We start from the raw sequence: 20,996 nt of genomic DNA, 5'->3' as shown, positions 1-20,996 counted from the left end.
CCGGGGGTCTCGTCGCTTCGACAGGCTCAGCGTCCCATCGGATGAAGGTCAGTGGCCCTCGGCACCGAAGCGCGCGATCGCCTCGTCGAGGATGCGCTGCGCCTCAGCGGCGTTGCCCCACTCGTCGACCTTGACCCACTTGTTGGGCTCGAGGTCCTTGTAGTGCTCGAAGAAGTGCGCGATCTCCTTCTTGGTGTACTCCGCCAGGTCGTCGACGTCCTGGATGTGCGACCAGCGCGGGTCCTTCGACAGCACGGCCACGAGCTTGTCGTCGCCACCGGCCTCGTCGCTCATCTTCAGCACGGCGACGGGGCGCACGTTCACGACGACGCCGGGGTAGATGGCGTGGTCGAGCAGCACGAGCACGTCCAGCGGGTCGCCGTCCTCGCCGAGGGTGTTGTCGAAGTAGCCGTAGTCGGCCGGGTACCCGAACGTCGTGTACAGCACGCGGTCGAGGTGCACGCGACCCGTCTCGTGGTCGACCTCGTACTTCACGCGGCTGCCGCGCGGGATCTCGATGACGGCGTCGTGTGCGCCCATGTGCTTCTCCTTGGTTCGGATGCCGGGATCGAGCGGATGCCGGCGGCGGAAGTTCGCGGGGAGCCCAGCGGCCGCCCCGCACAAGGATACTCGCGAGCCGTGCGGAACTTTCCGGGGTCGGACCTTCGACAGACCAGCTCTTCGCGCGGACTTGTGCGCCTGTCGCGGGCCGGAACCCACGATCGCATCCGCGGCAAGCGCGCTTTTCCGCGTCTGGTGCGCGGCGGGGAATGCGCTCCGGATGCCGGGCACCGTAGCGTGGAGGAATGCCATCGCTCGATCCCGCCATCGCCGAAGTCCGCCGCGCCGTGCGCGCGACCCTCACCGCCCTGGAGGCGGGTCCGGTGGTCGTCGCGCTCTCCGGCGGCGCCGACTCGCTCGCGCTCACGGCGGCCACCGTCTTCGAGGCGCGGGCGCTCGGCCTCCCGGTCACGGCCGCGATCGTCGATCACGGTCTGCAGCCCGGATCGGATGCTGTCGCCCAGCGTGCGGCCGACCAGGCGCGGGAACTCGGATCGGATGCCCGGGTCCTGACCGTGCACGTGGATCAGCAGCATCCGGACGGCCTCGAGGCTGCCGCACGCGCCGCCCGCTACGACGCGCTGCGGCAGTGCTCTGCGGCCCTCGGCGCATCTGTCGTGCTGCTCGGACACACCCTCGACGACCAGGCCGAGACCGTGCTGCTGGGACTCGCCCGCGGTTCCGGGGCGGCCAGCCTGCAGGGCATGGCACCGCTGCGGGAGGACGCCGAGGGGACGCGGTGGGCGCGGCCCCTCCTCGGCGTGCGCCGTGCGACGACACGCGCGTTCTGCACGGCATCCGCCCTCGCACCGTGGGACGACCCGCAGAACACCGAGCCGCGCTTCGCCCGCGTCCGCGCGCGCGAACGTGTGTTGCCCGTGCTGGAGGCTGAGCTCGGCCCCGGGATCGCCGAGGCGCTGGCCCGCACGGCCGAGCAGCTGCGTGAGGACGCCGAAGCCTTCGACGAGATGATCCACGAGACCATCGAGGACATCGTCGAGCACGCCGAGGCGGGTATCTCGGTGAGCGTCGCGGCTCTCGCCGCGAACCCCGCGGCGCTGCGCAACCGCATCATCCGGCTCGTCGTCGACAGCGAGTTCGGCGTCGGGCTGACTCGGGTTCAGACGCTCGAGGTCGCCCGGCTCGTGACCGACTGGTCGGGCCAAGGGCCGATCGACCTGCCCGGATGCACGGCGAAGCGGGCCGGAGGACGAATCGTCTTCGCGGCGCGCTGAGGCACTCGGCATCCGAGCACGACCCTCCGACGAGCTCAGGGACCCGGTGAAGATGGGCCGCTGAGCTCGTCGAAGTGCGGGCTACTTCTTGCCGAACAGGCCGCCGAGGATGTCGCCGATCACGTTGCCGCCGCCCTGTGCGCCGCTGGAGGAGCCGCCGCCGAGCAGACCGCCGAGGCCGCCGAGGATGTCGCCCAGTCCGCCACCGCCGGATGCCTGACCCTGCTGGCCGCCCCCGAGCAGCCCGCCCAGGATGTTCCCGAGCCCGCCGCCGCCGTTGCTCCCGGACGCGCCGGAACCGCCCTTGGCATTCGCGATCAGGCCCATGATGATCGGAGCGAGGATCGGCAGGAGCTTGCCGAAGTCGATGCCGCCCGCGGTCTTCTCCGACTTCGTCAGGCTCTCGGTGACCTCATGCTGCTTGTCGCCGAAGACGTGACCGAGGATCTTACCGCCGTCGGCCTGATCCACGTCGTCGACCTTCGAGGCGCCCGAGAAGCCGCCGTGGCGGTTCAGCGCGTCCTCGATGGCGGAGGAGCCCGCCGGCGTCGCGGCGTTCTTGGCCAGTCCGCCGACGATGGCGGCGCTGCCCTCCTGAACGGCCTGACGGGCGACATCCGGGCTTACCCCGAACTTCTCCGCGATGTCATCGATCGGCACCTGCTTGAGGATCTCGTCGAGGTCCATGTCTTCCTTCCCCGCGGGCGCATGCCCGCTCCACCGCTCACAGTAGTGCGGATGCCTGGTCCACAGGACACACGACCTAAAATCGATCCATGCGCGCTGCGGACATCTCTGAAGACCTCGCCCAGATCCTCGTCACCGAGGAGCAGATCCACGCGAAGCTCGACGAGCTCGCCACCCGTGTGGCCGTCGACTACGAGGGCAAGGACATCCTGCTCGTGGGCGTGCTCAAGGGCGCCGTGATGGTGATGGCCGACTTCGTCCGCGCGCTGCCCTTCCACGCCCCGATGGACTGGATGGCCGTGTCGAGCTACGGCGCGAGCACCAAGTCCAGCGGCGTCGTGCAGATCCGCAAGGACCTGGACACCGACCTGCACGGCAAGCACGTGCTGATCGTCGAGGACATCATCGACTCCGGCCTGACCCTGAGCTGGCTGCTGGAGAACTTCGCGTCCCGTGGGGCGGAGTCCATCGAGGTGCTCGCACTGCTGCGCAAGCCGGAGGCGGCCAAGGTGGAGATCGACTGCAAGTACGTCGGCTTCGACATCCCCACCGAGTTCGTCGTGGGCTACGGACTCGACTACGCGGAGCGCTACCGCAACCTGCGCGACGTGGCCGTGCTGGCACCGCACGTCTACAGCTGACGCGCCGGCGGAAGCCGCATCCCGGCGCCTGCAGACGTCGCATGGCCGATTCACGGTACGCCGATGGTGAACGCACAGCAGTGCGCTAAGCGCCGGGCGGTACGCTGAACGGATCATGGATGTCAAGAAGGTCTCCCGCAACCCGCTGATCTACATCGTGCTGATCGGCGCGCTGCTCTTCGCCGGTTTCCTGCTGATCTCGAACCTGTCGGCTCCCACGCAGATCACGGTCACGCAGGGCCTCGATCTGCTCGGCGGCAAGACGGTCACGAAGGCGGTCAACACCGACGGCGACCAGCGGGTGGACCTCACGCTGTCCAAGCCCTTCCAGGGCTCCGAGAACGTGCAGTTCTACTACGTGGAGGCCCGCGCCGACCAGGTCGTCGAGGCCATCGACGGTGCCGACATCAAGGCCGCCGACGTGGTCGACGTCGTCCCGCGCGCCACCTGGTTCGACGGCTTCCTCTCGCTTCTGCTTCCCCTCGTGCTGCTGGGCCTGCTGTTCTGGTGGCTGCTGTCGTCCATGCAGGGCGGCGGCAGCAAGGTCATGCAGTTCGGCAAGTCCAAGGCCAAGCTCGTCAGCAAGGAGACCCCGACGGTCACCTTCGCCGACGTCGCCGGCGCCGACGAGGCCATCGAGGAGCTCCACGAGATCAAGGAGTTCCTGCAGGACCCCGCCAAGTTCCAGGCGATCGGCGCCCGCATCCCGAAGGGCGTGCTGCTGTACGGCCCTCCCGGAACCGGAAAGACCCTGCTCGCCCGCGCCGTCGCCGGTGAGGCGGGCGCACCGTTCTACTCGATCTCCGGTTCCGACTTCGTCGAGATGTTCGTCGGTGTGGGTGCATCCCGCGTGCGCGACCTGTTCAACCAGGCCAAGGAGAACGCCCCGGCGATCATCTTCATCGATGAGATCGACGCCGTCGGCCGTCACCGCGGCGCCGGCCTCGGCGGCGGCAACGACGAGCGCGAGCAGACGCTGAACCAGATGCTCGTCGAGATGGACGGCTTCGACCCGAACGCGAACGTGATCGTCATCGCGGCCACCAACCGCCCCGACATCCTCGACCCGGCGCTTCTGCGCCCGGGTCGCTTCGACCGCCAGATCGGCGTGGACGCCCCCGACCTGAAGGGGCGCCAGAAGATCCTCGAGGTGCACGCCAAGGGCAAGCCGCTGTCGAAGTCGGTGGAGCTCGAGGTCGTCGCGCGCAAGACGCCCGGTTTCACCGGCGCCGATCTCGCGAACGTCCTCAACGAGGCCGCGCTGCTGACCGCGCGCTCGAACGCGCAGCTGATCGACAATCGCGCCCTCGACGAGGCCATCGACCGCGTGATCGCCGGCCCGCAGCGCCGCACCCGCGTGATGAAGGACCGCGAGAAGCTCATCACCGCATACCACGAGGGCGGGCACGCCCTGGCGGCCGCCGCCATGAACCACACGGATCCGGTCACCAAGATCACGATCCTGCCCCGCGGCAAGGCCCTCGGTTACACGATGGTGCTCCCGCTCGACGACAAGTACTCCGTCACCCGCAACGAGCTGCAGGACCAGCTCACCTACGCGATGGGCGGCCGCGTCGCCGAGGAGATCGTGTTCCACGATCCGACCACCGGCGCCAGCAACGACATCGAGAAGGCCACCGGCATCGCCCGCAAGATGGTCACCGAGTACGGCATGACCACCGAGGTCGGCCCGGTCAAGCTCGGCTCCGAGGGCGGAGAGATGTTCGTGGCGCGCGACATGAACCGCGGCCACGACTACTCCGACAAGATCGCCGAGACCGTCGACGAGCAGGTCCGCGCGCTCATCGAGCAGGCGCACAACGAGGCCTACCAGGTGCTCAGCGACAACCGCGACATCCTGGACCGCCTCGCCCTGGCGCTGCTCGAGGAGGAGACCCTCGACCACCACCGGATCGCCGAGATCTTCACCGACGTGCGCAAGCTCCCCGAGCGCCCGCAGTGGCTCTCCAGCACCGAGCGCCCGGTGTCGACGCTTCCTCCGATCGCCGTGCCCGTGCGCGAGCAGATCGCGGCCGACGCTCCGGCGCCGACGACCACGACGCGCACGGCGGGTCCGAAGCCCGCCGGCGGACAGGCGCGACCGGCGACGGCCTGACGTGGCTGTCGACAGGGAGCGGATCGAACGGCTCACCCGCGAGCTGCTCGAGGCGATCGGCGAGGACCCGGATCGCCCGGGGCTGAAGCAGACCCCGAGCAGGATGGCCGAGCTGTATGCGGAGCTGTTCGCGGGCGTGGACGAGGATCCCGCCGCGCACCTCGCGCGCACCATCAGCGTGACGCGCGGGCCGGCTCCGGACACGCTGCCCTCCGGTGCGGTGCTGCTGCGCGACATCCGCTTCCGCTCGGTCTGCGAGCACCATCTGCTGCCGTTCGCGGGCGTCGCGCACCTCGCGTATCTGCCGGGCGAGCAGGTCGTCGGCCTGGGCGCGCTGGTCAAGGTCGTCGAGACCCTCGCCTCCCGCCCGCAGGTGCAGGAGCGGCTGGGGGAGCAGATCGCGGATGCCATCGCCGAGCACCTCGACACCCGTGGCGTGCTCGTGGTGCTCGACGCCACCCACGGCTGCGTCACGATGCGCGGGGGACGCCAGCCGTTCGCCTCGACCGTCACGGTCGCCGCCCGCGGCGAGTTCACCGATCCCGTGGCCCGCACGGAGCTGATCACCCTCATCGGCGCCTCCGGTGCGGCGTCCCACGAGGCGCGCGCATGACCGGCATCTGGGGCATCCTCAACACCACGCCCGATTCGTTCAGTGACGGCGGGCGCTACGTCGACCCGACTGCGGCGATCGAGCGCGCACGGCTCATGCACGCCCAGGGGGCGGTGATCATCGACGTCGGTGGGGAATCGACCCGTCCCGGTGCGGTGCGCGTCGACCCCGAGGTCGAGCGCGCGCGGGTGCTGCCGGTCATCGAGGCGCTGACGGATGCCGGCATCCCGACCTCCATCGACACGCTCAACGCCGACACGGCCGTCGCGGCCGTGCGAGCGGGCACCCGCATCGTCAACGACGTCTCCGGTGGTCTCGCCGACGAGCGGATGCTGGCCGCCGTGGCCGACCTGGGCGCCGACATCGCCATCGGCCACTGGCGCGGTCCGAGCGACGACATGTACGCGCACGCCCAGTACGTCCGCGTCGCGCGCGAGGTCGCGGGCGAGCTGCGCGAGCGCACCGAAGCTGCGATGGCCGCGGGTATCGCCCCGGCGCGCATCATCGTCGACCCGGGCATCGGGTTCGCGAAGACCGCGGAGCAGAACTGGGAGGTGCTGCGCGGCCTCGACGAGATCACCGCGCTCGGCCACCGGGTGCTGGTCGGAACCTCGCGCAAGCGGCTGCTGGCCGACGCGCTGCACCGGGTGTCGGGCCCCGATCCGCTCAGCGAACGACGGCGTGACCTGGCGACCGCCGTCACCAGCGCACTCGCCGCGCGGGCCGGCGCCTGGGCGGTGCGGGTGCACGACGTCGCCGCCACGAGGGACGCGCTGGCCATCGCCGGCGCCTGGGATGGAGCGTGAGATGGACTTCCTCGACGAGATCCTGCTGACCGGGCTGACGGTCTTCGGCCACCACGGCGTGTTCGACTTCGAACGTCGCGACGGCCAGGAGTTCACGATCGACCTGAAGCTCGGCCTGCCGCTGAAGAATGCCGCGGCATCCGACGACGTCGCCGACACCGTGCACTACGGCGAGCTGGCCGACAAGGTCGCCGCGATCGTCGCCGGCGAGCCGGTGAACCTGATAGAGACCCTCGCGCAGCGGATCGCGGATGCGGTGCTCGAGGACGAGCGCGTCAAGACCGTCACCGTCACCGTGCACAAGCCGCACGCGCCCATCGCGCAGACGTTCGCCGACGTGGCCGTCTCGATCCACCGGATGCAGAAAGCGTGACCCGCATGGACGTCCGCCTGACCCACCTTCCCGAGCCGCCCGACCCCCGCCCGGGTCGCGAGCCGCAGGTCGCCGTCATCGCCCTCGGGTCGAACGAGGGCGACCGGGGGGAGACGCTGCGCGCCGCAGCCGAGCGGCTGCGTCGCCTTCCGCTGGTCGACGATGTCGTGATGTCCGATCCGATCGAGAGCGTCGCCGTCAAGCTCGACGGACCCGACCCGGACGCCCCGCGCTATCTCAACGCGGTGGCCCTCGTGACCACGCGACTGGCGCCGCAGGTGCTGCTGGGCATGATGCACGCGGTCGAGGAGGAGCAGGGGCGGGTGCGCCGGGAGCGCTGGGGCGACCGCACCCTCGACCTCGACCTGATCGCCTACGGCGACTTCCGCAGCTCCGAGGAGCACCTGCAGGTGCCGCACCCGCGCGCGGCGGAGAGGCTGTTCGTGCTCGAGCCCTGGCTGAGCCTCGATCCGGATGCCGTGCTGCCCGGCGCCGGACGCGTGGACGAGCTGGTGCGCCGGCTGAAGGACGAGCCGTGAGACGCACCTCCCCCGGCGTGCTGATCGTCCTCGGACTGCTCTCGGCCGCCGCCGGCTACGGCTTCGATCACCTGCTGACCATCACCGGGAACGCGACCTTCACGCCGACGATCTTCCTGCCTGTCCTGCTCGTGCTGCTCGGCGCGACCTGCCTGCTGCTGGCCTGGCCGGTGCGGCGCAGCGTGCGCAGCGGCATCCGCATCGACCCCTTCCGTGCGGTGCGGGCGTCCATGCTCGCGCAGGCGTCGAGTCTGCTGGGAGCGATCCTCGCCGGCTTCGGCGCCGGCCTCCTCGCCTTCCTCTCCACACGGCCGGTGCCCGCGCCGGTAGGGTCGACTGTGGCGATGGTCGCCCTGGTCGTCGGCGCGCTGCTGCTGATCGGGGCGGCGCTCCTCGCCGAACAGTTCTGCACTCTGCCGAAGGATTCCGATGACCGAGAGCCCGACGACCCCGCCCCGTGATCCCCACGATGCTTCGACAGGCTCAGCAGCCCAGGAGACGCGGGCGCCTGAGCCGCCGCTGATCCCCTCGGCGCCGGTGCCGCCCGCCGCTCCGGTGCCGCCCGTCTCGGCCCCCGAGCCCGTCGGCGAGGCGCCGGTCGCGCCGCCGGTGCTGGACCAGGGCACCTATCAGCAGCTGCGCACGCCGCGCAGCCCCGCCGCGCTCGCCCTCGACGGAACGTGGCACCAGATCTCGCCGCGCTACGTGATCTCGGAGTACGTGCAGAACGCGATCTTCATCGTGCTGATCGTGGTCGCGGCGCTCGTCATCCACCTGGCGTTCGAACAGGTCTGGGTGTGGATCCCCGCCGGCCTCATGCTGGCCGTCACGGTGATCACGCTGATCATCCTGCCGCGCCAGGCGCGGGCGATGGGGTACATGCTGCGCGAGGACGACGTGGTGTTCCGCCGCGGCATCCTGTGGCAGCGGATGGTCGCGGTGCCCTATGGGCGCATGCAGCTCGTCGACATCACGCAGGGTCCGCTGGACCGGGCGTTCGGCATCTCGCAGCTGAAGATGGTCACGGCCGCCGCGACCACGGGCGTGCAGATCCCCGGCCTCACGCAGGACGGCGCCGAGGCGCTGCGCGACACGCTGATCCAGGTGGCCGAGACCCGCAGGACCGGCCTGTGAGCACGCCTGCACCCTGGGGACCGGACCCCGCCGGCCCGCCCGCGGGAACGCCGTCGACGACCGTGCTGCCCGAGGGCGGATCCTCGTCCCTCGCCGACGGCGAGTGGCACCGCATGCATCCGCTCACCCCGCTCTTCAAGGGCGGGCTGGTGCTGATCATCGTGGCCGGCGTCGTGATCTCGAACATGCGCGAGCGCCTGATCAGCTGGTTCGTGAGCCTCTTCGCCCCCGATGAGGCGAAGTACATGGACTACGGCGGCGACCCCGTCGACTGGGTGCTGGACAACAACCTCATCCTCGTCGTGCTGCTGGGCGTCCTCGCGCTGGCGGTCGTGCTGGTCCTGGTCTTCTGGATGGTGTGGCGGTTCCACCAGTTCCGCATCACGGGCGACCACGTCGAGGTGCGCAAGGGCATCGTGTTCCGCTCGCACCGTCGTGCCCCGCTCGACCGGGTGCAGGGCGTGAACCTCACCCGTCCGTTCCCCGCGCGCGTGATCGGGCTCGCCAAGCTCGAGGTCGTCGGCGCCGGAAACGACGCGAACGTCGAGCTCGAGTACCTCGCCACCGCCCGCGCGGAGTCGATCCGCGCAGACATCCTGCGGCTGGCATCCGGCGCCCGCGCCGCTCGCGAGCACGGCCGGGCCGGCGCCGCCGCGCCCGCCGGCGTGACCGCGCAGCTGGTCGGCTCGATGAACGCCGGCGTGAACGGACTCATCCAGGGCGTCGACCTCGCCGACGTCGCGCCGGAGAGCGTGGTCAAGATCCCCACCGGCCGGCTGGTCGGGGCGCATCTTGTGCATTCGGCGCTGTGGCTGGTGTTCTTCGGCATCGTGCTGCTCGGCGCCTTCGTGCCCGGCGTGATCATCGCGGCCGTCGACGGCAAGCCGCCCGCCGAGATCGGACTCGTGTCGATAGGGGTCCTGCTCGGCATGGGCATCCCGATGATCGTCGCCTTCGTCGGCATCACCTGGTCGCAGATCTCCAAGTCGCTGCGCTATTCGATCGCGCCCACCCCTGACGGCGTGCGCATCACCTACGGTCTGCTGACGACGGTCACCGAGACGCTCCCCCCCGGTCGCATCTTCGCGGTCGAGGTCACGCAGTCGCTGCTGTGGCGACCCTTCGGCTGGTGGGCGATCAAGATCAACCGGATGAGCGGCAAGAGCGCAGCCCAGCAGCAGAACGGCAACGCGCAGCAGTTCAACATCGTGCTCCCGGTCGGCAAGCGCGCCGACGTCGAGCGCGTGCTGGCGCTGATCCTTCCGGACGCCCCGCAGTCCGACATCCCGCTGGTGTGGGAGCACGGCATCCTGGGCCCGGTCGAGGGTGACCCGTACAAGACGATCCCGGCGCGCGCCTGGTGGCACCGGCCGCTGTCGTGGAAGCGGCACGGCTACGCGGTCACGGAGTTCGGCGTGCTGCTTCGCCGCGGTGTGTTCTGGCGCAAGCTGGCGGTCTTCCCGCTGGCACGTCTGCAGGGCGTGTCGGTGTCGCAGGGGCCGCTCGACCGGCTGCAGGGCGTCTCGGGCGGGCAGGTGCACTCCGTCACCGGCCCCATCTCGGGCACGCTGTCCGGCCTCGAGCGCGACGACGCGATCGCGCTGCTCGACGGCGTGAGCCGGGCGGCCGCGGCCGCCGCCGCTCGCGATCACTCGCACCGCTGGGGGTCGCACCTGGATCCGTCGACGGGATCGGGAACCGCGGATGCCGGTGGCGCCGCGCACGCGGGACCCACGGTCGCGGGACCCACGGTCGCAGGACCCTACGACGCTCCGGCCGGCGGCTATGCGCCGATGCCGCCGAGCGCGCCGCCTGCGCCCTGATCGAGCGGAGGCGTCAGAGCGCCGCGCCGCGCCTGGCGCTCCGTCTCGCTTTTTCGCTGCTCTCTCAACGATCGGCCGGGAGCAGCACCCGGTGGTGGTCCGTGACCAGCGGCGTCTCCCCGCGGGGCTTGCGTCCAGTCTCGTCGGACGGCTGCACGTCGATCGACTGCACGAGCGGCTCGCGCAACCCCATCATCCGGACGTCGCACACCAGTGCCCCGGCGCGACACGGCACGGTCCAGCGCAGCGCGGAGGCATCGCTCGCCGACACCACCCGCCGCTCCAACGGCAGGGCATCCGGGGTCGGCGGGCCCACCTCAGCGAGCACTGCTTCGTGGCGTCGAGTACGGACCTCGGCGGGCACGTCGCGGAGCACGTTGCGCGCGAGCGGACCCATCAACTCCCACGCATCCGCCCGTCCCGCGCGGAGCAGGTCGTCGATGCGGCGGGCCGCGGCGACGGTCTGGGGCCACGGTCGGACGATGGCGGCCGGGGCGTCGACTCTGCCCAGCACGTCGTGCAGCACGGCGCCGGCGATGCGACCCGCGCCGAACTGGTCGGAGTTTCCGAACACCACCACGCCGATGCCGCTCGCCGGGTGCCAGCGCATGTGCGAGGAGAACCCGGGGAGCCCGCCGGCATGCTGCACGACCCGACCGAAGCGGCGGTCGTGTTCCACGACGAGCCCATAGCCGTACCCCGCACCGTCGAGCTCGCGCTCGCCGAACTGCCCTACTGCGGGGGTGATCAGGGTGTGCGCGACCTGCATCTCCCGCCGCGAGGAGGCGGCGAGCACCGCGTCAGCAGCGTTCGCCTCGAACGCTGAGCCGAGGAACCCCATCCACGCGGCGATGTCCGAGACCGTGCTGAACAGGCTGCCGATGCAGCCCAGCGCCCCGGTCTCGACATACGGCTCCGGCACGAAGGAGTCACCGTCATCGAACGTGCGGAAGCCGTGTGCGAGGTAGGTGCCGGCGGGGTAGAGGTCGGCGGATGCCCGTGTGCCGGCAAGGCCCAGCGGGTGCAGCATCCGCTCCCTGATGACGTCCTCGACAGGGCGTCCGGTGACCGCCTCGATCGCGCGACCGGCCAGCGACTGGCCGAGATTGGAGTACTGGTACGTGGACGCGGGAGTCGCCGACAGCGTCAGTCCGTCGCGGACCAGCGCGCAGATGAACTCCCGGGACGCGCCGAGAAACTCGTCGCCCCACGGATTGTCCTCGGCCAGGCCCGACCGATTGCTCAGCAGCATGTCGAGCGTGAGATGCGCCGGGCGGCCGTCGTACCGCGTCGCAGCCGCCTCGGGCACGTAGCGCTCGATCGGGACGTGCAGGTCGAGCAGCCCTTCATCTCGCAGCGACAGCACGGTCGCTGCGAGGAAGCTCTTCGACATCGACGCGATCCGGAACACGGTGCCGGGAGCGGTCGCGGTGCCGTCGCGGTGCGGCTCGCCATGGGTGTGGACCGACACGACCGCGCCATGGTGAGTCACGGCCGTGACGGATGCCGGGGCACGACGCAGCGTCGGGGCATCCAGCCGCCCGGCCAACGCCTCGCGTGCCTGCGCGGCCAGCTCCTCCGTCGCGAGCGGACGTGGTGTCATCCTGCGATCCGGGCCGCTGCGGCAGCGCGTACCTCCGCGGCGAATGCCGCGGCCATCGACCGGCTGGCGCGGGTGTTGAGCTGGTCGACGTCCCGCGCCTCGGCGAGGAGTTCCGCGACTGGACGGTCACCCTCCGCCCTGGTGGTCGGCTCCTCCCACCGGGTGAGATCCTCGGCGCCGACCTCGGGATGGAACTGCAGGCCGCGTACGTGCGCGCCGAGACGGAAGGCCTGGTTCTCGACGGCCTCGCTCGACGCGAGCAGCACGGCGTCCGGCGGCAGCGCCGTGATCATGTCCTGATGGTTCTCGATCATGTGAACGGCGTCGCCGAGCGCCGACAGCAGGGCATCCGACGACCCGTGCGCGGACGGCGTGATCAGGGTGGCTCCGCGCTCCTTCGGGCCGAAGGAGGCGCGCACCTCGCCGCCGGCGACGTGCGCGAGCAGCTGAGCGCCCAGACAGATGCCGAGCGTCGGCAGATCGGCGTCGATCGCCTCGCGGGCCAGGACTCGCTCCTGCGCCAGCCAGGGGGCGCGATCGTCGTCGTCGGGCATCAGTCCGCCGCCGAGCATGACCAGCCCGTCGTAGCCGCTGAGGTCGTCGGGCAGGCCGTCCGACCCGAGCGCGGTGTCCACGACGATGCCGTCCTCCTCGAGCCAGCGTCCGAGTCGACGTGGTCCTGAGGACTCGGCGTTGACGACCACGAGCACGCGCGGGGCCCGCGCAGCCGTGCGCTGCGCGATGTCGACCGACGGGGTGCTCGCCACCGGCTCGCCGGCGGTTCCTGCCAAGAAGGCGAGGTGGTCGGCATCGGATGCCTCGAGCACACGGAGCACATTGCCGTGTGCGACGGCCTCGAGATCCTGCTGCGACCATCCGCGGGTGCGCAGCTCCTCGAGCAGGCTCTGATAGCGCGAGACATCTTCCAAGCCGGATGGCATCGACCCGGTGCCGTCGTAATCCGCGCCGAGACCGACCGCGTGCACGCCGGCGACGTCACGGACATGCTCGACGTGGTCGGCGACATCCGCGATCCCGACCGCAGGGGGCTCGCCCTGCTCGCCCGCCAGCACCCAGTCGCGCCGGGCCTGCGAGACGAAGGACGGCACAAACGCCACCATCACCACGCCGCCCTGCGCGCCGATCATCTCGAGCACGTCATCGGGCACGTTGCGGGGGTGGTCGCACAGTGCCAGAGCGCATGAATGCGTCACCACCACTGGCCGCGTGCTCACGGAGAGGGCGTCGCGCATCGTCGTCGGCGCCACATGAGCCAGGTCCACCAGCATGCCGATCCGGTTCATCTCGCGCACGACGTCGCGGCCGAAGCCGGTCAGGCCGCCGTGCTGCGGCTCGTCGGTCGCCGAATCCGCCCAGGCGATCGTTCGTGACCAGGTGAGCGTCATGTACCGGGCGCCGAGTCGCGCGTACTGACGGAGCACGGCGAGCGATCCGTCGATCTGCGCACCGCCCTCGACTCCGATCAGCGAGGCGATCCGGCCCTCCGCCATCGCGGTCCGCACATCGACGGCCGTGCGCGCCGCCGCCAGGCGGTCGGGGTAGGCGGCGATCAGACGCTGCACGAAGTCGATCTGCTCCAGTGTCGCCGTGACCTGTTCGGCTCCGACCAGCTCGGGATCCACCCACACCGACCAGAACTGCCCGCCGACGCCGCCGGCGACGAGGCGCGGCAGATCGGTGTGCAGCGTCGGCACCGAACCGTCCAGACCAGTCGTCGTCGAGCCGAAGCGCTCACGGCGCTCCCAGGCGAGATCGTTGTGGCCGTCGATGACGGGGATCATCCGTCACTCCTGTCCGTGTCGAAGCTGCGGGAGGTGTTCTGGCGCACCCATTCCAGGTCGATGTCGTGCCCGATCCCGGGTGCGGCGGGCACCGTCACACGACCCTCGTGCGCCACCACGGGGGGCGTCACGACGTCGCGTGTGAAGTACTTGTCCGACCCTGACACATCCGAGGGCAGCGTGAAGTTGGGAAGCGACGAGATCGCGACGTTGGCGGCCCGCCCCACCCCGTATTCGTGCATGCCACCGCACCAGACCGGCACCCCCGCCTCCGCGGCCAGATCATGCGCGGCGCGCGCGACCGAGAGCCCGCCCATCCGCGACACCTTGATGTTCAGGATGCGGCCGGCATCCAGCGCGAGCATGGTGCGCAGGTCACCGAGATCGACAACCGATTCGTCGAGGCAGATCGGGGTCTCGATGCTCTGCTGCAATCGGGCGTGCGCGACGAAGTCACGCGGCGCGAAAGGCTGCTCGATCATGGTCAGCTCCGCCTCGTCGAGGACGCGGAAGACCTCGGCGGCTGCGTCGTCATCGGGGTACGCGCCGTTCGCGTCGACATGCAGGTCGAGGTGCGGATGCGCCGCGCGCACGGCGCGCACGGGCTCCACGTCCCAGCCGGGAGCGATCTTGAGCTTGACCCTGCCGTACCCGGCATCCCGCTGACGCTCCACCTGTGCGAGCAGGTCGTCGATGGTCGGCTCGATGCCGAGCGACACCCCGGCGACGACCTCGGTGCGGCTGCCGCCGAGCGCGGTCGCGAGCGAGAGACCCTGAGCGCGGGCATGCAGATCCCAGCCGGCGGACGAGAACCCGGCCTTCGCGAACTCGTGGCCGCGGACGCGGCGCCAGCTCGCCTCCAGCTGCTCAGGAGTGTCCCACTCGACGCCGAGAACGGCCGGCACCAGATGCCGCAACGCGATCGTCCACGCCGTCTCGGTGGTCTCCGAGCCGTAGAACGGGTCGGCGGGGGAAGCGATCTCGCCCCAGCCCGTGCGGCCCTCGGCGTCCGTCGCCTCGATCAGGATGTGGTCGAGGGCCGTCTTGCGATGTGAGCTGGTCTGGAATCCATGCACGAGCGGGAGAGCGACCTCGAAGAGACGCAGTCGATCGATCCTCATCCCCGTGGCTCCGCTCCCGCGGCCGGGCCGGTGTGATACAGGCCCAGATCCCTGCCGAACCGGTCGCGCACGGTCAGCCGGCGGCGCGCCCCCTTGGCGCTGGCAGTGGTGAGAGTCGAGAGCAGGTGACATACCGCGGCGACCGAGGTGGGGGAGTCGGCGTACGAGGCCGAACCGGTGTGCACGCGGATGAGGGCCGAGGCGACGGCGGCCAGCGGCGCATCCGCGCTGTCGGTGATCACCACCAGTTGGCCACCCGATTCGCGGAACAGCTCGCCGAAGCGCACCGTGTCCTCCCGGTAGCGACGCATCGAGAACACCACGAGAACGTCGCTGGCGCGCACGTCGGTCAGCACGGTGAGCGGGGTCAGTGCGCGGCCGTCGACCAGGAACACGTTCGAGAGGGTCGCCGAGAGGTCGGCGCCGAGCAGTTCCGCGTACGCCGCGGCCTTGCCCTGTCCACCGATGTAGCGGCGACGGGCGCCGAGGATCAGGGCGGCGGCGCGAGGCACGTCGCCAGTGCGGGAGAGCTCGTCGAAGGTCTGCGCCAGGGACCGGGTCTCCGCCTCGATGACGCGCGCCTGCAGCGCTTCGGCCGACACGTTCGTGCGGATGCGCTCGCCGTAGCGCTCGCCGGGTGAGACCAGCGTCCGGTCGTGGGCGTCCGCCTCGTTCGTGGCCGCCGAAAGGGATTTGTTCGCTTTCACTCTTCCTCCTCGTCGAGGCGGCGCACCGCGAGGTGCGCGGCAGTTCTGTCGTCGACTCTCGTGCACGCGACGAGCACGCGGTCCTCTGCCACGAGTCCGCGGAGCCCCGAACGCACCGCACGGCAGACGTCCGGATCGTCGCCGGGCTGGGCGGGGACCGGCAGCCAGATCGCGTCGTCGTCGGCCGGGATCGGCCGGCCCCAGTCCTCGGGACGGAACTGCGGAGGCCGCAACGACCGTGCGGCGGCGTAGGGGTCGTCCCGGCGGTCCAGCGCCCACTCCACCACGATGCGGTCCGTGCCGGGGCGGCCGTAGTAGTCGACCTCGTAGTCGACGCCCTCGGCGCCGAGCGCGCTGAAATTGAAATGCGCGTTGCGCGCCAGCGAGGGGTCGAAGGTCCAGCGCATGCGGCGCTGTCCCCAGCCCAGGGCGACATCGCGCTGGGTGGCCTTGAGCAGCCGCCCGACCCCGGACCCCTGGTGGGCGGGATCGACCACCGCGGCCTGCGAGTAGTGGAACTCGTGGCCTGCGCGGTCGCGGCCGGCGAACCCGTATGCGAAGCCGACCAGCTCGCCGTCCTCGGCACGAGCGCCTACGGCTGATCCGCCGTTGCGCACGAGAGCGCTGAGCAGGTTGGTGTTCAGATGCAGATCAGGGGTCTCGTAGTCGAACACGCGCGCGTACAGATCGGCGGCCGCGTGCAGCTCCGCATGGTTGCGCAGTGTCGCGCACTGGTACCTTCGCTCCGACGCGTGGTGCATGATACGTATCCTATATTCCGCTGATTTCCATCCGAAGGTTGAAGATATCGGAGGATGAGGGGCGAAGCAATGATCAGATATGGTTCATAACATCGCACGAAGGGGGCGAGCATGACGGATGCCGCGGCGACGGGCGCGGAGAGCCTGCTGAACAGGCTGCGTCGATTGACGGAGATCGAGTCCCCCTCGCGGGATGTCGGCGGCGCCAGGGAGATGGCTGTTCTGCTCGCGCAGTGGTGGACGGATGCCGGCGCGCGGGTGCGCCTGGTGGAGAGCGACGCAGGCCCGCACCTCGTCGCCGAAGTCGACGGCGCAGGCGATCCGCTGCTGCTGGTCGGTCACACCGACACGGTCTGGCCCCAGGGCACCCTCGAGGGAGAGGTCCCCTGGGCAGTGGACGGCGATGTCGTGCGCGGCCCCGGCGTCTACGACATGAAGAGCGGCCTGGTCGCGATGATCGCGGCTGTCGAGCGGCTGCGCGGCCGGCCTCGGCGAGCCGTGCGCGCCGTCCTGGTGTGCGACGAGGAGATCGGCTCGCCGCTGTCGCAGGACCTGATGCGGGAGTGCGCGGCCGGCGTCGCCGGCGCGATCGGATTCGAATCGCCGCATCCGGACGGCGCGATGAAGGTGGGACGGCGGGGCAGCACCCGGCTGCGTCTGCACGTGCGCGGACGGGCGGCCCACGCGGCTCTCGACCCGGACGCCGGGGTCTCGGCGATCGATGAACTGGTCGACCAGCTCATGGTGATCCGGAGCATCATCGCGGATCCCGCCCTGGACTCGGAGGTGCTCTGCAACGTCGGAACGATCGACGGCGGCGGGCGCGCGAACGTGGTGCCCGCCGAGGCCGCAGCCGAGATCGGGCTGCGCTTCCTGGACGGCGCGACCGAGGAGCGGGTGCTCGGTGCGCTGCGCGCCCTCCGGCCTATGCGCGCCGGAGCGGTCGTCGAGACGACCGTGCTCAGTCATCGGCCCGCCTGGAGCCCCTCTGCCGCCGACCAGCGGCTGCTCGCGAGGGTGGCGGATGCGGGGGCGCGAATCGGTCAGGTCGTCGCCGGGCGACCGGCCGACGGCGCGGGTGATGCGAACCTGCTCGGCAGCCTCGGCATTCCGACGATCGACGGCTTCGGGCCGCGCGGCGGCGGAGCACATGCGGTCGGCGAGCACGCCCTGCTGTCCTCCCTGACCGCGCGCATCGAACTGCTCGAGGCCGTGCTCGCCGACGTCTGAACCGCTACCAGGCCCCATCGCCCGCGGGCTCCGGCAGGACGTGTCCGCGCGGTGTGACCAGGTAGACCGTGCGACGGCTGCGCGCCCACGCGATGTCGAACGCGACGCGCGGATACGTGCGCAGGCCCTCGGGGCCGCCTGCGCTGGCCGGATCAGCGACCAGCACATCCCCATCGGGCGTGAACCCGCGCAGCACGACCAGGTGCCCGGTGGGCGCCTCGTAGTCGGCGCCGGGCAGTTCAGCGCGATCCGCGAACCGGATCGACGAGATCACCGGAATCCCGGCGTCGGTCAGTCTCCGAGCATCTCGCAGCGACGGCAGCCGGGTGATGACCGCGTCGAACCCGAGAGTGCCGGCGAGCGCCGCGTTGAACGCCCAGTTGCCGGTGCCGGAGTAGACGGTGTCGTACACCCCGCGGGCCACCCAGGGCACGTGCGGATCTGCGCCGCCCGGGGCATCCGCCGGCGACTCGGGGAGATCTGCACCCCAGGCTGCGAGCACCATGGTGAGCGAGGTCGGCGAGCACCACACCGGCCCTCCGCCGCCGAGGTCGTCGCGCGCCGGGTAGGCGCGCTGCGAGAGCGGCCGGAGGGCCGCGGCGGCGCCGACCGCGCCGAGCGCGGATCCGTCATCGTCGAACGGACGGGGGTCCGCTGCCGCGGTGAAGCTCACGGCGGCGAGATGCAGGCGCGCATCGCCGCCGGATCGGCCATCGAAAGTGATGCGCAGCTGCGCAGCGTCGAAAGTGATGCGCAGCTGCGCAGCGTCGAACGGATGCCGCGGTGCGGCCATCAGCACGTCCGTGTCCACGAACGGCTCGGCCTCCGCCCTGTCGCGCGAGGCGGGCTCGGGGCTGCGACGCGCACCGGGCTCGCCCCAGTCGGCGAGGGGCAGCCACGGCGACCAGCTCCCGTCGACACCACGGGCGCGGATCTCGACGTGCGCCGTGACCCCGGCGTCCACGTTCCACGACGCGACCGCCTGATCAGCGGCGAAGCCGGGCTCCAGTACGGCGGACGTCCAGGCGTGGTCCTCCCACCCTGCCTCCGGATCGGCGCGCAGCAGTCGGGTGCGCCACCTCGGCGTCACGGTCTTCGGCACGGTGGCTCCTCGTTTGTTAGGACCGATGATCTGTTACGGATCATCAGTCGCATCCAGGGGTGCTGTCAAGACTGGCGCCAGTCATCCCGGTCATGCGAAGGCGGGTCTTCCCAGGGCTGTTCCCAGAGCATGACACGTGTCGTAGGCTGTACGCGCGTCGGTGTCGCCGCCGAGACACCGTTCGCCAGATGTCAGGGAAGACACCGTGTGAGACCCTTCGATGGCAACGATCTGGTACGAATCTGTTGACCAGAGTGCCTGACATGCGGTTCTATAACTGAATCCCACGGGACCGTCTCCGCGCGGCTCCCGCACCGAGAGAAGGATGCTGATGCGAACTCGTCACCGTAAACATCTGGTCCGCGCCCTGTGCGTGGCCGCGGCCGCCGCGATGGTCGTCGCTCCTGCCGCGGCCGCGAATGCCGCCGCCCCCACTGGCATCCACGCAGCCGGGTCGTCGGCGCAGCCCTCTGACAAGTCCGACGCGAAGACGCTTCGGGTGGCGACCTCGGGCTTCGTGGACTCGTTCAACCCGTTCACCTCGATCTACCTGCTGCCGACCAACATCCTGCGCTACACGTACGAGTTCCTCGTGCAGAACTCTCAGGAGGACGGCTCGCCCACCAAGGGCCTGGCGGAGAAGTGGGAGCCGTCCGACGGCGGAAAGGTCTGGACCTTCACACTGCAGGATGGGCTGAAATGGTCCGACGGCAAGCCGATCACCTCGGCCGACGTCGCCTACACCTACCAGGCGATGTTGGACGACCCGGCGATGGGCGTGGCCAACGGCGGTCTGCTCAGCAACGTCGATTCGATCGAGACACCGGACGAGAAGACCGTCGTGCTGAACATGAAGAAGCCGCAGGCGCCGAACCCCGGTGTCGAGATCCCGGTGGTCCCCAAGCACGTGTGGGAGAAGATCGACAAGCCCGCCGAGTACGCGAACGACAAGGATGTCGTGGGATCAGGGCCGTTCCTGCTGGAGAGCTACAAGGCGAACCAGTCCATCGTCCTGAAGGCGAACAAGGACTTCTGGAGGGGCGCCCCGAAGATCGACCGCATCCAGTACATCTATTACACGAACTCCGACGCCCAGGTGCAGGCACTGCGCTCCGGCGACGTCGACATGGTCACGGGTCTCACCGCCACGCAGTTCGAGGCGCTGGACGGCGTGAAGGGCATCGCCACGCACTCCGGTCAGGGCCGGCGCTATTCGGCGATCAGCTTCAACGTCGGGCTGAAGACCCGCGACGGGCAGGCGTACGGCAACGGCAGTCCCGCACTGCAGGACGAGGCCGTGCGGCAGGCGATCCGCCTCGGCACCGACACCGACACGCTGCTCGATAAGGTGCTCGGCGGCTACGGCGAGCCGGCCACCAGCTTCATCCCGGCCTCCTATCCGAAGTGGACGCTGCCGGCCGACGACAAGGTCATCATGAAGTTCGATCCGGAGGCGGCGAAGCAGAAGCTGGAGGAGGCAGGCTGGAAGGCCGGTGCCGACGGCATCCGCGAGAAGGACGGCAAGAAGCTCGAGCTGCGCCTGTACGTGGACTCCACCAGCGCCACCGAGCAGGCCGAGGCCGAGTTCTTCGTGCCGTGGATGAAGGACATCGGCGTCGCGATCAAGGTGGAGTCGACCGACACCGACACGATCACGGCCGAGACCACCAAGGGCAACTACGACATGTACTTCAGCGGCTGGAGCCAGGGCGCGGACCCCGACTACCAGCTCGGCATCAACACGTGCGCGAACATGCCGACGGCGACCGACGGTTCCGGCGGCACCTCGCAGGATGGCTGGTGCGACCCGGAGTTCGACAAGCTGTACCAGGAGCAGCACACCGAGCTCGACCAGAGCAAGCGCGAGGCGATCGTGCGCAAGATGCTCGAGATGAACTACACGGCGACCCCGCAGATCGCGACCTGGTACGCCAACAGCCTCGAGGCCTACCGCTCCGACCGGTTCACCGACTTCTCGCTCATGCCGAAGAAGGACGGCATCATCGCCAACCAGTCCGGCTACTGGGGCTATCTGACGGTGCGGCCGGCCAGTGACGACACCGCGGCGACGGATGGCGGGCCGAACGTGGGGCTGATCGTCACGGGAGTCGTGATCGCCGTCCTCGTGATCGGCGGCATCGT

The 20,996-nt window shown here is 70.3% G+C and carries 20 protein-coding genes; 12 read left to right on the top strand and 8 right to left on the bottom strand.

Annotation, left to right across the window (positions count from 1 at the left end):
* Nucleotides 1–48: 48 nt before the first annotated feature.
* Nucleotides 49–540, bottom strand: coding sequence for an inorganic diphosphatase (gene ppa / locus MIAR_RS11170; protein WP_285635495.1), 492 nt, complete (start codon nucleotides 538–540; stop codon nucleotides 49–51).
* Nucleotides 541–806: 266 nt separating this feature from the next.
* On the opposite strand from ppa, the gene tilS reads away from it, so the two are divergent.
* Nucleotides 807–1,796 carry a tRNA lysidine(34) synthetase TilS gene (gene tilS, locus MIAR_RS11165; protein ID WP_285635493.1) on the top strand — a complete coding sequence of 330 codons (990 nt, stop codon included), beginning with the start codon at nucleotides 807–809 and terminating at the stop codon, nucleotides 1,794–1,796.
* An 81-nt stretch (nucleotides 1,797–1,877) separates the two neighbouring features.
* Here the strand turns inward: tilS and MIAR_RS11160 are convergent, their stop codons facing one another.
* Nucleotides 1,878–2,483 carry a DUF937 domain-containing protein gene (locus MIAR_RS11160; protein ID WP_285635491.1) on the bottom strand — a complete coding sequence of 202 codons (606 nt, stop codon included), beginning with the start codon at nucleotides 2,481–2,483 and terminating at the stop codon, nucleotides 1,878–1,880.
* An 89-nt stretch (nucleotides 2,484–2,572) separates the two neighbouring features.
* Between MIAR_RS11160 and hpt the strand changes: the two genes are divergently transcribed.
* From hpt to MIAR_RS11115, 9 genes are all read left to right on the top strand, one after another.
* Nucleotides 2,573–3,124: a hypoxanthine phosphoribosyltransferase gene (hpt, locus tag MIAR_RS11155; RefSeq protein WP_285635488.1), complete on the top strand. Its 552-nt coding sequence runs from the start codon at nucleotides 2,573–2,575 to the stop codon at nucleotides 3,122–3,124.
* 115 nt (nucleotides 3,125–3,239) lie between these two features.
* On the top strand, nucleotides 3,240–5,240 hold the full coding sequence (gene ftsH / locus MIAR_RS11150; protein WP_285635486.1) for an ATP-dependent zinc metalloprotease FtsH: 2,001 nt from the start codon (nucleotides 3,240–3,242) through the stop codon (nucleotides 5,238–5,240).
* Between the two features lies 1 nt (nucleotide 5,241).
* Nucleotides 5,242–5,853, top strand: a complete 612-nt coding sequence (gene folE / locus MIAR_RS11145) for a GTP cyclohydrolase I (RefSeq protein WP_285635483.1) — start codon at nucleotides 5,242–5,244, stop codon at nucleotides 5,851–5,853.
* Nucleotides 5,850–6,659 (top strand): dihydropteroate synthase, encoded by an 810-nt coding sequence (gene folP, locus MIAR_RS11140; protein WP_285635482.1) that lies wholly within the window; start codon nucleotides 5,850–5,852, stop codon nucleotides 6,657–6,659. The genes folE and folP overlap by 4 nt, the downstream gene beginning before the upstream one ends.
* 1 nt (nucleotide 6,660) lies before the next feature.
* Nucleotides 6,661–7,032, top strand: coding sequence for a dihydroneopterin aldolase (gene folB / locus MIAR_RS11135; protein WP_285635480.1), 372 nt, complete (start codon nucleotides 6,661–6,663; stop codon nucleotides 7,030–7,032).
* 5 nt (nucleotides 7,033–7,037) lie between these two features.
* Entirely contained in the window at nucleotides 7,038–7,571 is a 534-nt protein-coding gene (gene folK / locus MIAR_RS11130; RefSeq protein ID WP_285635478.1) for a 2-amino-4-hydroxy-6-hydroxymethyldihydropteridine diphosphokinase, read from the top strand.
* The gene (locus MIAR_RS11125; protein ID WP_285635475.1) at nucleotides 7,568–8,032 is read left to right on the top strand and encodes a DUF3180 domain-containing protein; all 465 of its coding nucleotides are present in this window, start codon (nucleotides 7,568–7,570) and stop codon (nucleotides 8,030–8,032) included. Before folK ends, MIAR_RS11125 begins: the two co-directional genes overlap by 4 nt.
* A gap of 151 nt (nucleotides 8,033–8,183) precedes the next feature.
* Nucleotides 8,184–8,705: a PH domain-containing protein gene (locus MIAR_RS11120; protein WP_425561591.1), complete on the top strand. Its 522-nt coding sequence runs from the start codon at nucleotides 8,184–8,186 to the stop codon at nucleotides 8,703–8,705.
* On the top strand, nucleotides 8,702–10,528 hold the full coding sequence (locus MIAR_RS11115; protein ID WP_285635472.1) for a PH domain-containing protein: 1,827 nt from the start codon (nucleotides 8,702–8,704) through the stop codon (nucleotides 10,526–10,528). The genes MIAR_RS11120 and MIAR_RS11115 overlap by 4 nt, the downstream gene beginning before the upstream one ends.
* A gap of 64 nt (nucleotides 10,529–10,592) precedes the next feature.
* On the opposite strand, the gene MIAR_RS11110 is transcribed toward MIAR_RS11115, so the two are convergent.
* Genes MIAR_RS11110 through MIAR_RS11085 form a run of 5 tightly spaced genes read right to left on the bottom strand, consistent with a single transcriptional unit; the run spans nucleotide 10,593 to nucleotide 16,522 of the window.
* On the bottom strand, nucleotides 10,593–12,131 hold the full coding sequence (locus MIAR_RS11110) for a serine hydrolase domain-containing protein (protein ID WP_285635469.1): 1,539 nt from the start codon (nucleotides 12,129–12,131) through the stop codon (nucleotides 10,593–10,595).
* Entirely contained in the window at nucleotides 12,128–13,933 is a 1,806-nt protein-coding gene (locus MIAR_RS17505; RefSeq protein WP_344289015.1) for a membrane dipeptidase, read from the bottom strand. The genes MIAR_RS11110 and MIAR_RS17505 overlap by 4 nt, the downstream gene beginning before the upstream one ends.
* A complete protein-coding gene (gene menC, locus MIAR_RS11095; protein WP_285635465.1) occupies nucleotides 13,930–15,054 on the bottom strand; it encodes an o-succinylbenzoate synthase in 1,125 nt (374 codons plus the stop codon). The genes MIAR_RS17505 and menC overlap by 4 nt, the downstream gene beginning before the upstream one ends.
* On the bottom strand, nucleotides 15,051–15,761 hold the full coding sequence (locus tag MIAR_RS11090) for a MurR/RpiR family transcriptional regulator (protein WP_285635462.1): 711 nt from the start codon (nucleotides 15,759–15,761) through the stop codon (nucleotides 15,051–15,053). The genes menC and MIAR_RS11090 overlap by 4 nt, the downstream gene beginning before the upstream one ends.
* Entirely contained in the window at nucleotides 15,758–16,522 is a 765-nt protein-coding gene (locus tag MIAR_RS11085) for a GNAT family N-acetyltransferase (protein ID WP_285635459.1), read from the bottom strand. The genes MIAR_RS11090 and MIAR_RS11085 overlap by 4 nt, the downstream gene beginning before the upstream one ends.
* 111 nt (nucleotides 16,523–16,633) lie before the next feature.
* Here MIAR_RS11085 and MIAR_RS11080 point away from each other — a divergent pair, with 111 nt between their 5' ends.
* A complete protein-coding gene (locus tag MIAR_RS11080; RefSeq protein WP_285635456.1) occupies nucleotides 16,634–17,752 on the top strand; it encodes a M20/M25/M40 family metallo-hydrolase in 1,119 nt (372 codons plus the stop codon).
* 4 nt (nucleotides 17,753–17,756) lie between these two features.
* Here MIAR_RS11080 and MIAR_RS11075 read toward each other — a convergent pair whose 3' ends face one another.
* On the bottom strand, nucleotides 17,757–18,854 hold the full coding sequence (locus MIAR_RS11075) for a C39 family peptidase (protein WP_285635453.1): 1,098 nt from the start codon (nucleotides 18,852–18,854) through the stop codon (nucleotides 17,757–17,759).
* A gap of 331 nt (nucleotides 18,855–19,185) precedes the next feature.
* Here MIAR_RS11075 and MIAR_RS11070 point away from each other — a divergent pair.
* Nucleotides 19,186–20,996, top strand: a 1,811-nt coding sequence (locus MIAR_RS11070; protein WP_285635450.1) for an ABC transporter substrate-binding protein, incomplete at its 3' end; no start/stop codon positions are given.

It is taken from the genome of Microbacterium arabinogalactanolyticum (assembly GCF_030268005.1).
In the GTDB taxonomy this organism is placed as follows: Bacteria; Actinomycetota; Actinomycetes; order Actinomycetales; family Microbacteriaceae; genus Microbacterium; species Microbacterium arabinogalactanolyticum.
The sequence above is the reverse complement of the archived record's forward strand: the minus strand, read 5'-3'. Positions and strand labels throughout refer to the sequence as shown.